The 13,172-nt window shown below is 36.6% G+C and carries 11 protein-coding genes; 2 read left to right on the top strand and 9 right to left on the bottom strand.

Annotation, left to right across the window (positions count from 1 at the left end):
* Nucleotides 1–35: 35 nt before the first annotated feature.
* From WBM60_RS02800 to surE, 5 genes are all read right to left on the bottom strand, one after another.
* Nucleotides 36–2,060, bottom strand: a complete 2,025-nt coding sequence (locus tag WBM60_RS02800) for a ComEC/Rec2 family competence protein (protein WP_424282746.1) — start codon at nt 2,058–2,060, stop codon at nt 36–38.
* A 129-nt stretch (nt 2,061–2,189) separates the two neighbouring features.
* Complete coding sequence (locus WBM60_RS02795) at nt 2,190–2,747, bottom strand: C40 family peptidase (RefSeq protein WP_424277619.1); 558 nt, start codon at nt 2,745–2,747, stop codon at nt 2,190–2,192.
* Nucleotides 2,748–2,780: 33 nt separating this feature from the next.
* Nucleotides 2,781–3,893: a lipid-A-disaccharide synthase gene (gene lpxB / locus WBM60_RS02790; protein ID WP_424282745.1), complete on the bottom strand. Its 1,113-nt coding sequence runs from the start codon at nt 3,891–3,893 to the stop codon at nt 2,781–2,783.
* Between the two features lies 1 nt (nt 3,894).
* On the bottom strand, nt 3,895–4,179 hold the full coding sequence (locus tag WBM60_RS02785; RefSeq protein ID WP_424277618.1) for a hypothetical protein: 285 nt from the start codon (nt 4,177–4,179) through the stop codon (nt 3,895–3,897).
* Nucleotides 4,172–4,951 carry a 5'/3'-nucleotidase SurE gene (surE, locus tag WBM60_RS02780; RefSeq protein WP_424263692.1) on the bottom strand — a complete coding sequence of 260 codons (780 nt, stop codon included), beginning with the start codon at nt 4,949–4,951 and terminating at the stop codon, nt 4,172–4,174. Before surE ends, WBM60_RS02785 begins: the two co-directional genes overlap by 8 nt.
* A 321-nt stretch (nt 4,952–5,272) precedes the next feature.
* Here surE and WBM60_RS02775 point away from each other — a divergent pair, with 321 nt between their 5' ends.
* Nucleotides 5,273–7,402 (top strand): carboxy terminal-processing peptidase, encoded by a 2,130-nt coding sequence (locus WBM60_RS02775; RefSeq protein WP_424263694.1) that lies wholly within the window; start codon nt 5,273–5,275, stop codon nt 7,400–7,402.
* 140 nt (nt 7,403–7,542) lie between these two features.
* On the opposite strand, the gene msrA is transcribed toward WBM60_RS02775, so the two are convergent.
* On the bottom strand, nt 7,543–8,091 hold the full coding sequence (gene msrA / locus WBM60_RS02770) for a peptide-methionine (S)-S-oxide reductase MsrA (RefSeq protein ID WP_424258757.1): 549 nt from the start codon (nt 8,089–8,091) through the stop codon (nt 7,543–7,545).
* The gene (msrB, locus tag WBM60_RS02765; RefSeq protein ID WP_424278383.1) at nt 8,081–8,542 is read right to left on the bottom strand and encodes a peptide-methionine (R)-S-oxide reductase MsrB; all 462 of its coding nucleotides are present in this window, start codon (nt 8,540–8,542) and stop codon (nt 8,081–8,083) included. The genes msrA and msrB overlap by 11 nt, the downstream gene beginning before the upstream one ends.
* A gap of 154 nt (nt 8,543–8,696) precedes the next feature.
* On the opposite strand from msrB, the gene WBM60_RS02760 reads away from it, so the two are divergent.
* Nucleotides 8,697–9,518, top strand: a complete 822-nt coding sequence (locus tag WBM60_RS02760) for a DNA/RNA non-specific endonuclease (RefSeq protein WP_424277617.1) — start codon at nt 8,697–8,699, stop codon at nt 9,516–9,518.
* Here the strand turns inward: WBM60_RS02760 and rodA are convergent.
* Nucleotides 9,515–10,798: a rod shape-determining protein RodA gene (gene rodA / locus WBM60_RS02755; RefSeq protein ID WP_424258763.1), complete on the bottom strand. Its 1,284-nt coding sequence runs from the start codon at nt 10,796–10,798 to the stop codon at nt 9,515–9,517. The two genes, WBM60_RS02760 and rodA, sit on opposite strands and share 4 nt — an antisense overlap.
* Complete coding sequence (locus WBM60_RS02750) at nt 10,788–12,656, bottom strand: peptidoglycan D,D-transpeptidase FtsI family protein (protein ID WP_424258765.1); 1,869 nt, start codon at nt 12,654–12,656, stop codon at nt 10,788–10,790. Before WBM60_RS02750 ends, rodA begins: the two co-directional genes overlap by 11 nt.
* Nucleotides 12,657–13,172 lie beyond the last annotated feature (516 nt).

Here is a 13,172-nt window from a genome sequence, read left to right as displayed (position 1 = left end):
GGTTTTAAAAAGACTTATGCACGGAGTGCGCTGATTTATTCTATTTCCAGTATAAATGCCCCTTTTTCACCGGTATAATAGAATGGCAACTTCCTGTCTATGCACGATTTTTTCCACCTTGGGATATCACTCCTATAATTGCTTCCATCTGCTATAATACTTTCAGGTTTAATGGAATCCAGGAAACGGTTAAAATTTATTTTGGGAGAATTCCCAAGGATTACATAATCGACTTTCTGAAATTTTTGGAAGATAATTTCAGGCTTATTTAAAATTAACAGACTTTGACCCTTAAAGTGATAGCTGTTTTGTAGCGTTTTGTAGTTAACTTTTTCGATGTTTTCTTCTACCACAAGAGCTTTAACCAGTTTTATCACAGCAACAGAATCTAAGCAATTTACATCTAAGTAATTACCTTTCTTATATAGAAGAGCAGAGGTTCCGGTTTTATGTAAAACTATAATTTTTTGTTCCCTGCCTTTTTTTATGGTAGATGAAATTAGCCATAATTGTAAGCCCATGAAACACAGGGCTGCTGCCAGAATGTTTTTAAATTTCTTCTCGGTGAGGCTATATACCAAAGTAAAAATTAGCAAATAGCTCAATACAAGTTGTAAAGAATCAAAAGGTATATCCTTGAAAATAAAGAATTCTTGTTGGGCTACCCATTCAATAACATTATTCATCAGGGTTATAAGTTTATTGTATATTACGGATATACTATTTGGAAGGATACCTGCAAGCATAAGGGCTATGATCAGAAAACCTAATCCTAGAATTAAACCTAAGAATGGTACAATGAGGAGATTTGAAATAAAAAATAATCCTGGGAACTGGTGAAAATAGAAAAGGCTAATGGGTAGTACCCCAATTTGAGCGGCTAAGGAAATTGATATTAATTGCCAGCATTTTTTAAGAATCATATTTCCCGGATTCCAAAGGTTTTGTAATTTGGGAAACAACCAAAAAATTGAAAATACTGCCGCATAGCTTAATTGAAACCCCACTTGAAACAGTAACATTGGATCATAGGTCAATAGAATAAAAAACATAGATAATGCCAGGATATTAAATGTACTGGTTGGCCTGTTCAGGTACATGGCATAGGCGACAAAAGAAAACATACTAACCGCTCTTATTACAGAAGGTGATAAACCAGCCAGAAAGGCATATCCCCAGAGAAGAATCACCGTAAGTAGCAAGGCGATATCCTTACCCCTGGGTAATCGTTCCAGAGGTTTTAGCAGAAATTGACATAACAATAATACTATTCCAATATGCAATCCCGAAACAGCCAGGATATGCACAGCACCTGCATTCTTATAATTCTTGTATGTTTCTTCACTAATATCATTGCGTTGTCCCAGAAGCAGGGCCTGGATAATTCCAAGCTCATCCGTTCCAAAATTGGACTGGGCTAAACCTGATATAATTTTATGTCTTACGGCCGCAGTGAGACCCAATAAAGTTATAGAAGCATTCTTTTTAATAAAATAATCCCTACTGTTTAATTTAAGTTGATGGAGAACGCCCAATTTTTTAAGATATTCTGCATAATTAAATCCATATGGATTAAGGGGCAAACTAATTTCTTCAAGCAGATTCAGGGTATAAATTTCTTCATCTACCCTAAATTTGGGTTTAAGCGTGTCTTTTTTAGCAATAATGAGAATCCTTCCATTTGCTTCTATACCATCAATCTCAATTACGTCTGCCATAAAGCGTTCATTATAGCTATTGGGCTTAAGGATTTCATGGATTTTAAGATGTAAATATTGTTCGGTTGGCAGCTTAAAGTTGGTGTAATGTTTTGAATTGTTATCAGGTAAAGTCAGTGCCACGGACATCATGCCTAAACAAATTGTGCACAATTGGGAAAAGAAACCAAAGGGCAGATTATCCAGTCTATTTTTCCGCGTCCAGGATATACCGAGTAAAACCATGAACACACTGGTAAGTCCTGTCGATAACAAAAGGGAAATATTGTTATAATACCCTATAAGTATTCCGAAAATCAAAAACAGAGTTAGCTTTACCGGAATAAAATCCAATAGCTTCATGGAATTTATAAGGTTAATTCTACAGGCTATAAATGTAGTATTGGGGACTGAATGTTAAGTTCAGTTAATAAAATTAAATTGAAATGAATAATTTGGAAAAACCTATCCGATAGAACTGGAAGGTTGCAATCAAAGAACTCTGGTTGCCTTAACGAAAGCATAGTTCCAGAATCCTTCTTGTAAAGAAGAAACAATGACTCCCCTTGAAGAAGTAGCGTGAATAAATTTTATATCACGTCCGTCTACGGCAACTACAAGTCCGACATGATTAATTTTTTTTCCTTTTTTACTGGTTTTGAAGAATAAAAGATCACCTTTGGTTACTTTTTTTAAATTAATCTTCTTTCCTTCAAGGGCCATTTGATTAGATACCCTGGGCAACGGAATATCGTTTTTCCCAAAAGAAACATAAAGCAAACCGGAACAATCCATGCCCTTTTTTGTTGTCCCTCCATACTTATAACGGACCCCTGAATATGCCATAGCGGAATTTATAATTAAATCTGCTTTTTCGAGGACAACGACAGTTTTTGTAGAATCAGGTAACTTCTTTTCTGTGACTAAACTATCATTTTCTGATGCGGCTACAGTAATCGTTCTTTCCTTGCCATAGGTGGTTTTCTTCTTAACAATACCACATCCGGTGAGGAGTATAATACTAAAAAAAACAAGAATCTTTCTATTCATCCCAGGATATAAATGATCTACCAGGAACTAAAATTAAGCATTTTCTACAATAAGTGCGGCAGCCTTTTCACTTGCACCTTTCCCGCCAAGCTTTTTTTCTAACTCATTATAAGCCTTTAATTGTGCTTCGCGCATGGGACCATCAAGGATTTTGGTTAACTCATGCTTAAGGTTTTTTGTGGTTAAATCTGCCTGAATCAGTTCTTTTACCACTTCTTTGTCCATAATCAAATTAACCAGGGAAATATAATCCAAAGTGATTATTCTTTTCGCAATCTGATAGGAAATCCAATTGCCTTTGTAGCAGACAACCTGCGGGACTTTTAATAAAGCAGTTTCAAGGGTAGCAGTGCCACTGGTTACCAGAGCGGCATGTGAATGACTCAACAACTCGTAGGCTCTATTAAAAACAAGATTTACGGGATAATTTTTTAAGAATTCTGAGTAGAAATCAACATCCAGGCTTGGAGCCCCCGCAATTACAAATTGATACTCTGAAAACGAAGGTGTAATCTTTAACATCAGGCCAAGCATTTGTTGAACTTCCTGCTTCCTGCTGCCGGGGAGGAGGGCAATAATGGGTTTATCAGGATCCAGTTTATGTTCAATTCTAAAATCTTGCTCATTACCAATATTAATTTGCCCTATTGCATCAATTAATGGATGCCCTACAAAATTTACCGGGTAGTTGTGTTTTTTTTCATAGAACTCCTTTTCAAATGGCAGAATGACATACATCGCATCAATATCTCTTTTGATATTTTTGATACGCCCTTCCCTTGAAGCCCATATTTGAGGTGAAATGTAGTAATTAGTTCGGTATTTGTGTTCCTTTGCCCAGCTGGCAATTCTCAAATTAAAACCTGAATAATCAATAAAAATAATGACATCCGGATTATATGATTTAATATCTTCCTTACAGAATTTAATATTTTTAAATATGGTGTTAAGATTGGTAATTACCTCCAAAAACCCCATAAACGCCATCTCCTTGTAATGCTTTACAAGAGTACCACCGGCTTTTTGCATTTGATCACCGCCCCAACAACGGATTAGGGCCTTGGTGTCTTTGGCAAGAATTGCTTTAATAAGATTTGATCCATGCAGATCCCCGGAAGCTTCCCCGGCGATAATATAATACTTCATTCTAGAAAATCTTATAATAGAGAATTACCATAGCAGTAAGCAAAGTGGCAATTAATACTCCCTTCGCCCTTTGATCTCTTCTTAATTTCAGAAAGCCAAAAAAGGCGATCAGATTTAAAATTGCGCCCAAGGCCAGTAAACTGCCAATATGGCCTTGTTTAAATGCTGCATTGAACGTTTCCATAATCCCAAAATCGGAAAATAAGAGTATATACAAAAGCGTTCCTATGATATTGGCAATAATTCCTACTGCGAAACCAATTAATATTTCCTTTTTATTATTCATTTAAAGACCAGCTGTTTATATCCTGTATGACGTGATGTGCTGTTAAATCAAACTGTGTGGGCACTACCGAGATATAGCCGTTACTTAAGGCCCATTCATCGGTGTCTTCACCTTTATCTAATAGTTCAAATTCACCGGTAAGCCAATAGTAATCTTTGCCCATTGGATTAGTTCGTTTATCAAATTTTTCTTTCCAGTTGGCTCTTGCCTGTCTGCATACTTTTATTCCTTTTATGCTTTCACCATTTGTTTTAGGGATATTTACATTGAGAACCACGCCTTCAGGAATTCCTTTGCTTAATGCTTCTTCTGTAATTTTTTTTATGGCTATCTCAGCGGTTTTAAAATTTGCTTCCCATGAATAATCACATAAGGAAAATCCAATAGCCGGTATTCCTTCAATTCCTGCTTCGATTGCAGCACTCATGGTTCCTGAGTAGATAACATTGATAGAAGAATTAGAACCGTGATTTATGCCGCTTACGCAGAGGTCTGGTTTTCTCCCAAGTATCTCCTGAAGCGCTAATTTTACGCAATCGGCAGGGGTTCCGCTGCAGCTGTACTCTTCATGGCCTCCATTTTCAAGATCTATAGTAACTTTCTTGGAGTAAAGTGTATTATCCAGCGTTATGGCATGTCCCATTCCCGATTGTGGACTATCTGGCGCAACAACTACCACTTCTCCAATTGCCTTCATATAGCGAACCAATGCTCTTAAGCCCGGGGCCGTTATTCCATCGTCATTGGTAACCAGAATAAGGGGTTTTTGCATACTGTATACTTTCTATGGCAAAAATACGTTTTTAATATGTTATTATGGCGAGCGAATGGAGGACCTGTTCAAAAACAATAGTTATGGTATGTTCTTGAATACAGTTTCTCTTTACTCAAAAATCCAGTGCAACGGGTTGATTATTAAAGCTTGCTGGAAACAAATCCTAATGATGTTTAACAAAAAATTAATGCTACTGGCTTGCAACGTGGCATGGTTTTTTCAGTATCTTAGGGAATTCATTGGCAGAGCCATGCTTTTTTATATTATTTAAGTTTGTTATTAAGTGGGTTAACAAGAGCCACACCTAAAAAAAAATACATGAAAAGAAACCTCATACTTGGATTTTTGGTGATACTTATTGCGGTTGCATCATGCAGTTTTACCAATAAGTCATTTGAAAATGATGATAAGGATAAATTACTCTTAGATCTTATTACATATATTTTGGAACGCGGGCACTATGAACCTAAAGAAATTAATGATGATTTCTCAGTTAGTGTTTTTGAAGATTTTATAGATGTCATTGACCCTACAAAAAGATACTTTTTGGAGGAAGATATTTTGGAATTTGAGAAATACAAATTTCAAATAGATGATCAGATAAGAAATACAGATATATCTTTCTTTAATATCGTTTATGCCAGATTCATGAAGCGAATGGAAAATGCTAAATCCGTTTATGCGGAGGTTTTAAGTGATCCGTTCGATTATTCAATCGAAGAATCTATTAATATAGATTACAAGGACCAGACATTTGCAGCAACGAGAAATGAACTTAAAGAACGATGGAGGAAACAATTAAAATATGCCACTATTGGAACTTATGATTCTAAGTTCAAAGAGCAGGAGCAAAAAAAGAAAGATGATTCAGATTATGAGAGTATAGCAGTTTCGCAGATGGAATCTGAGGCCAGAGAATCTACTAAAAAGACGCTGGATGAATATTTCGACTTTGTAGACGATCTCAAGCGGGAAGATTGGTTTGTATACTATATCAATACAATAGTTGATGAATTTGACCCTCATACGTATTACTTCGCTCCGGAGGATAAAGATAAATTTGACATTAGCATGTCTGGTAAATTTGAAGGGATAGGTGCAAGATTGCAGAAAAAACCAGAGGGCGCTAAGATTGTTGAAATCATTTCCGGTGGACCTGTTTGGAGAAATCAGCAACTGGAAGTTGGAGACGAAATATTAAAAGTAGGGCAGGAGGGCGAGTTACCGGTAAATATTGTCGGAATGCGTTTGGATGATGCTATTAAACTAATTAAAGGCCCTAAGGGTACGGTGGTTGATTTAACTGTCAGGAAAGTGGATGGCTCTATCGAAGAAATTTCAATTACAAGAGATGTAGTTGAACTTGAAGAAAGTTATGCTAAATCTGCAACGGTTATCAAAGAAAATCAAAAATACGGGATTATCAACCTTCCTAAATTCTACGTGGATTTTAATGATTATGCCGAAAGAAATGCAGCCACAGATGTGGCCAAAGAAGTTGAACTTTTAAAGCAGGAAGGCGCAGAAGGCCTTGTAATTGATCTTAGGGACAATGGAGGCGGATCTCTTAAAACGGTAGTGGAAATGGCCGGTCTTTTCATAAAAGATGGTCCGGTGGTTCAGGTTAGGTCTTCCGGCAAGGAAAAAGATGTTTATGAGGATAAGGATGAACGAATACAATGGGATGGTCCGCTTGTTATTTTAGTGAATGAACTTTCTGCCTCAGCTTCTGAAATATTGGCAGCTGCCATGCAAGATTATAAAAGAGCTGTAGTGATTGGCAGTAAGCAGACTTTTGGTAAGGGAACTGTCCAAAATGTGATCCCTTTAGAAAATATTGTTAGAAGTAATGAGCATGGTGATCTTGGAGCTATAAAACTAACAACTCAAAAGTTTTATAGGATAAATGGAGGATCAACACAGTTGGAAGGAGTTAAAAGTGATGTTGTTGTTCCGGATAGGTACAGTTATATCGACCTGGGGGAAAGAGATCAGCGTAACCCTTTAAGCTGGGACAAAATATCACCGGCAGATTACGAGCCATGGGATGGCTATATCGATTATGAAAGCACTATTGCGAATAGTACCAAAAGGATGGCTGCGAATCCTCAGATTGCGCTAATTGAAGAAAACGCCAAATGGCTTAAGGAACAGCAGGATGAAAATGTGGTTTCTCTGAATTTTGAGATCTACAAAAAGGAGGAGAAAAAGGATAAAGCAAAATCTACCTATTTTAAGTCTATTTCAGATTACGACTCGCATTTGACATTTGAATCTCTTAAATACGAAGAAGAACTTTTTACTAAAGATCCTGTTTTAAGGGAAAAACGCGACCGTTGGCATAATAATCTTGCAAAGGATGTCTATGTTGAAGAAGCAATAAATGTGCTTCAGGATTTAAAAATAAATAATATTAAAAACGGTAAATTAGCAAGCGTAAAAGACTAACATATAAGTATTTATAGTTAATAAAAGAGCTCCAGTAATTTTACAGGAGCTCTTTTTTTATTCTTTTTTATAACTTATAGGTCTTATAGAAGTACATTTTAAGGTTATCTCTTTGACCTGCTGTTTTTAAACTGGTTTTCCTAAATAGCGCTTTTAAGTTTGTCTGCGTGTATTTTTCTAAGCTTTGCCAATTTTGGAGTAATTACAAAATTGCAGTAACCCTGACTCTGGTTATTCCGATAATAATCCTGATGATATTCCTCGGCCTCATAAAATATTTTTAATGGACTTAATTCTGTTACTACCGGAATCTCGTAATAAGAAGACATCTCGCTTAGAACCCCTTCTGCCACCTCTTTTTGATTTTGGTCATGGTAAAAAATGACTGAACGGTATTGTGTCCCAATATCTGCACCCTGCCTGTTGAGTGTTGTAGGATCGTGGGTAGTCATAAAAATTATTAATAAATCATGTAAAGAAATAACGCCAGGATCAAAGCTTACCTGTATTACCTCCGCATGACCCGTGAGTCCAGAGCATATTTCTCTATAAGTAGGCTTGCCCGGAGCATTCCCCCCAGAATATCCTGAGACTACCTTTTCTACCCCCTTTACCTCCAATAGGACAGCTTCAGTACACCAAAAACATCCTCCGCCCAGAGTTATCAATTCCAAGTTTTTACTTTCCATCAATAACCTCCTTTTCAATTATCATAGACTCAGAGTTAATACAATAGCGAAGACCACTTGGTTCAGGGCCATCTGGAAATACATGCCCTAAATGCGCGTCGCAGGTATTGCAAAGGACCTCTACCCTTATCATTCCAAATGTGACATCCTTTTCATATTTTATGGCATTTTCTGCTATAGGTTGTGTAAAACTGGGCCAACCTGTTCCTGATTCAAATTTAATAGAGGAATCAAAGAGAGGAGTGTTGCAACATACACAGGAATATTTACCGGCATCATGTATACTGCATAATGCTCCTGAATGAGGGGCCTCAGTTCCTTTTTTTCTGGTAATCCGAAATTGATCCGGAGTAAGTATGTCACGCCATTCATTTTCTGTTTTTTCAACACGCCTTTCCGGGGCGGGATTTCCGTTTGCTGTAAAGCTTATTATGTTTTTCCAAGTCAACATTGAATTATAATTATGGTAAGTATTTTAAATTTAATTTTTATAAAATTCTATAAATTCCCTGAAAGGGAAAATAAGTAATTTTTGTCGGATTACTTGATGCTAACTTACAATCTATTCAAAATAAAATTCAGTGAAATTAAATTAACTTTGATCTATGAGGCAAAGCAGATCACGAAAAACGAACAGAACTATTTATATGCTTTTGCTAATCCTTTGTATTTTAGGTTTTTGGGTGTTTGAGAATTTTTATACTCCCGATTTGTATTCTGCGCCTCCGAATGAAGTTTTAACCTCTGAAGTGCCGGATAGATTATTACCAGCTTCCACTTCGGGTGAAATAGTAATTCATAGTAATTATATACTTTCCTATAAGGAACGTTATGAGCAGGCCGAGTGGGTGGCATATGAGCTAAATCGAAGTCATCTTACCTATGATGACAGGGAGCGTCCTGATTATATAGAAGATCCTAAAGTAAGCACTAAATCTGCTGATTGGAGAAATTATAAAGGCTCGGGATATGACAGGGGGCATCTTTGTCCGGCAGGAGACAGAAGGTTTTCAGTTTATGCCTATAATGAAACTTTTTATACCAGCAATATTACACCTCAAAAGAATGATTTTAATTCCGGGATATGGAACCAATTGGAAAAGAAGATAAGAAGTTGGAGTAAACAATATGAGCGCCTGTACATTATTACCGGGGGAATTCTGGAAAAAGGCCTTCCGACGATTGGAGAAGAAGATGTGGCAGTCCCGAAAATGTATTATAAAATTGTAGTCAAAGAAGAGGGTAAGGATATAAAAGTTCTTGCTTTTCTAATTCCTCATAAGGATACCAGGGAACCGCTTATAAATTTTTTGGTGACCATAGATGATTTGGAGGAGGTTAGCGGGATAGATTTTTTTAATAAAATGGATAAGAATATAGAAACTCGCCTGGAACAAAGTATAAATACAAATCATTGGAGCTTCTAGCCCCACTCATTTAGCCTGTTAGCATCTAATTTCAGGAATATAAATAAAAGAATTGTAAATCCTAAAAGACCGGAGCCTCCGTAACTGAAGAAAGGTAATGGAATGCCAATTGTCGGGAGTACGCCAATGACCATTCCTATATTGATAAAGTAATGAATCAGCAATATAGATATTACTCCGTATCCATACATTCGGCTAAAATCATTTTTTTGCCTTTCGGCCAGATAAACCAGTCGTAAAAGTAACATGGTAAAGAGAATCACAACGATGGTTGTGCCCAGAAATCCCCACTCTTCACCCACAGTACTAAAAATATAATCTGTATGCTGTTCAGGTACAAAATCGCCCTTTGTTCTGGTACCTTCTAAAAAGCCTTTGCCAAAGAAACCACCAGATTCAATAGCCTTTTCAGATTGGTACGTATTATAGCCTATAGTTTTACGAATTTCTTCGAGTTTATCAGGATCTTTTTCCAACCGAAGCCAAAGGCTGAATCTATCTCTGTGACGTTGCTCAAAAATATTATTGAAAACAAAATTAACAGATAACGAAAAGGCGATTGAAATAACAAAAACGCTTACTAATGGTAAGATGGGAACTTTAAAAGAGGCTTTTTTCATTAAGAAGAAAAGAGCAATTATTAAGGCCAGGCCAATTCCTACCCAGATTGTTCCGAACATCAGTGTGGTTATAAAAATTACAACAGCTAAAAGGGCAATGCCAAGGTAATACAATGGTAACCCCTCTCTGAAAAGGACAAAGATCAGGGAGAAAAATACCAACGCACTGCCCGGATCTGGTTGTGGAATAATTAAAAAGGCCGGAATTAAAATAATTAAAAAAGAATAATATTGATCTTTCCGGTTTTTAATATCTGTTTGAATATCACTTAAATACTTAGCTAAAGCTAAAGCGGTGGCCACTTTGGCCAGCTCAGAAGGTTGAAAATTAAAAAATCCCAGGTTGTACCATGAAGTTGCTCCGGCAATGGTCTTGCCAAAGACAAAAAGGCCTAAAAGAAGGACCATAGAAATTATGTACAAAACACTGGAAAAACGTTCATAAAAACTGGCCTCGAGAGCAAGTATAACCAAGATACTTATGAGGCTTAACCCAATAAAAATCAATTGTTTTCCGTATAACTGACTAAAATCGAAAACAGAGAAGTTGATTCCTGAAAATGTACTGGAATAGATATTTATCCAACCTATCCCAACTAATAAAAGGTAAAATAAAACGGTAAGCCAGTCAATTCGTTTAAATACTTTCCTACCAGACATACTCATTTATCTTGAATTCTTCTCCGCTGTATGGCTTGGCATATTCATGTTCAAGAGTTTTGTCGAGCATTCTTTTTTCAAGATCCTTTCTTGTAATAGTTCCTTTTAGGTATTTTTCTATTAATAGAGACGCTATATGTCCTGCATATCTTGAGCCATAATAGCCATTTTCAATATAAACTGCCAAGGCAATTTTTGGATTATCTACCGGAGCAAAAGCCACAAATACAGAATGATCTGTAAGTTGTACACGTACAGTATCTATTTTTGTATAATTCTCTACAGTACCTGTTTTGCCTGCAATTTCTATTCCGGGTATTTGTACCCATCTGGCTGTACCTTTTTTATACACATCGGCCATGCCTCTAACAACAGGGTCAAAATGCTTTTTGTCAATTGTGGTATACTTGGGTTGTATGTATTCCGGAATGCTTATATCCTTACCTTCAACTTTCTTCAGAATATGAGGCGTATAATAATAACCACGGTTTGCAATAGCTGCTGTCATATTTGCCAGCTGTACCGGTGTTGCTGCAATTTCTCCCTGACCAATGGAATTAGAAATGATATAGGATGAAGACCAACGATCATCTCCATACCATTTGTCATAATACTCCTTACCCGGGATTCTTCCAGGTCTACCAGTAGGAAGATCATATCCTAAAAAATTTCCGAGGCCAAAACTATTCATATGTTTTTCCCAGACATCCTGACCTTCATCTGAAGTAGGAAATTTTTCATAAATTTTTCGAAATGTACCCGCGAAGTATGCATTACAAGATTTATAAATACCACTGTTCAAATTTCTTATTCCACCCCCGCAATGACAGCCCCTCTTTGTTTTACCTACATAAAATCCGTTATAACAGCGAATAGTTGTACTTGGCTGGATGACCCCTTCCTGCAATGCAACCAGGGCATTTAATGTTTTAAATGGTGATCCCGGAGAGCCTTCAGCCGAAATAGATCTATCAAACAGGGGTTTGGATATAGTATCATAATGTAGTTTGCTATAGTTTTTTGAGCGTTCCCTGCCTACAAGTAGTGCCGGATCATAGGTTGGTCCTGAGATCATAGCTAATATTTCTCCGGAAGATGGTTCTATTGCGACAATTCCACCCCATTTCCCATGCATAAGTAGCTCCCCATATTCCTGGAGTTCCTTGTCAAGGGTGAGGCTTATTTCCTTGCCTTGTTCCGGAAGCGTGTCCAGAATTCCACCTTTATAGGGGCCTATATCTCTGTTAAATCTGTCTTTCTGAATATATTGTACCCCTTTTCTGCCTCTTAAAATTTCCTCATATTGCTGCTCTACGCCTTTACCACCGGTTAATTCTCCCTGCACGTAATAAGGATTTCTCTCCAGGTCACGTTCATTTACCTCTCTAATATATCCCAAGACATTAGCAGCCGCTTTAGTATCGTAATATCTTAAAGATCTTTTTTGAATATAAAATCCTTCATATTTCCTCATTTTCTCCTGAAGCATAGCATAATCTTCTTTTGAAAGTTGAGGCACTAATACTGAAGGTAATCTTGGAGAATATATTCTGGCTTTCCGGAGTTTTTGTACAAACTTTTCCTTATCTATTCCTAAAAGGCCGCAAAACTCAAGGGTATCCAAGGGTTTCACTTCCCTTGGAATCACCATAACATCATAGGCAGGATCATTTCCTACTAAAAGTTTCCCGTTCCTGTCATATATGTATCCCCTCTCCGGATAATCATAGATCGCTTTAATCGCAGGATCTTCCAAAACCTGATCTGGAGAAAAGCTAAATATTTGCAAATAGGATAGTCTACCAATAAAGGTAATACCGATAAGGACGATTATTGACGATAATAATATTTTTTTCATTGAAATTTAGCTTTCAATATTTCGCTGGAATGCCTCTCATTCTTTCCTTATACTGAAAAGTGAACCAAAAAGTAAACACAGTATTAGTGTGGCAATTCCGGTAAAAATAACCTTCTTTAAAATTAGCAGCAAATTTGATAAACTGAAAATTTCCAAAGTAAAGAAAATAACATGATGGACTATAATTAATAACGTCAAAAAAGTAATTTGTTGTACCCTGGTAGTATTAGATAATTTAAAACTTTGAAATTCGTAATTGACCCCAAAAACAAAACGCATAATAGTAGGTCGCAAATAAGCTATAGTAGCAGTAGATGCTGCGTTTAAAGCCATAGTGTCTGAAAAAAAATCAATGGACAAACCCAGTAAAAATCCTGTAAATATAAAAACCGATCTATTTTCCTTTATTGGATACCAATAGAGGAAAAGAATATAGACCATTGGATTTATAAAGCCAAAAAAATTCAGCCTGTTAAATACTAAGACCTGAACGAGGACAAGTAAGGCGAATCTAAT

The sequence above is a fragment of the Eudoraea sp. genome (genome assembly GCF_049669105.1).
GTDB lineage: Bacteria > Bacteroidota > Bacteroidia > Flavobacteriales > Flavobacteriaceae > Eudoraea.
The sequence above is the reverse complement of the archived record's forward strand: the minus strand, read 5'-3'. Positions and strand labels throughout refer to the sequence as shown.

Bases quoted from the DNA above. Each gene is read 5' to 3' on its own strand.
- WBM60_RS02795 (WP_424277619.1), bottom strand. From the start codon at position 2,747: ATGAATAGAAAGATTCTTGTTTTTTTTAGTATTATACTCCTCACCGGA.
- WBM60_RS02750 (WP_424258765.1), bottom strand. From the start codon at position 12,656: ATGAAAAAAATATTATTATCGTCAATAATCGTCCTTATCGGTATTACC.
- msrB (WP_424278383.1), bottom strand. From the start codon at position 8,542: ATGTTGACTTGGAAAAACATAATAAGCTTTACAGCAAACGGAAATCCC.
- lpxB (WP_424282745.1), bottom strand. From the start codon at position 3,893: ATGAAGTATTATATTATCGCCGGGGAAGCTTCCGGGGATCTGCATGGA.
- WBM60_RS02760 (WP_424277617.1), top strand. From the start codon at position 8,697: ATGAGGCAAAGCAGATCACGAAAAACGAACAGAACTATTTATATGCTT.
- rodA (WP_424258763.1), bottom strand. From the start codon at position 10,798: ATGTCTGGTAGGAAAGTATTTAAACGAATTGACTGGCTTACCGTTTTA.
- WBM60_RS02800 (WP_424282746.1), bottom strand. From the start codon at position 2,060: ATGAAGCTATTGGATTTTATTCCGGTAAAGCTAACTCTGTTTTTGATT.
- WBM60_RS02785 (WP_424277618.1), bottom strand. From the start codon at position 4,179: ATGAATAATAAAAAGGAAATATTAATTGGTTTCGCAGTAGGAATTATT.
- surE (WP_424263692.1), bottom strand. From the start codon at position 4,951: ATGCAAAAACCCCTTATTCTGGTTACCAATGACGATGGAATAACGGCC.
- WBM60_RS02775 (WP_424263694.1), top strand. From the start codon at position 5,273: ATGAAAAGAAACCTCATACTTGGATTTTTGGTGATACTTATTGCGGTT.
- msrA (WP_424258757.1), bottom strand. From the start codon at position 8,091: ATGGAAAGTAAAAACTTGGAATTGATAACTCTGGGCGGAGGATGTTTT.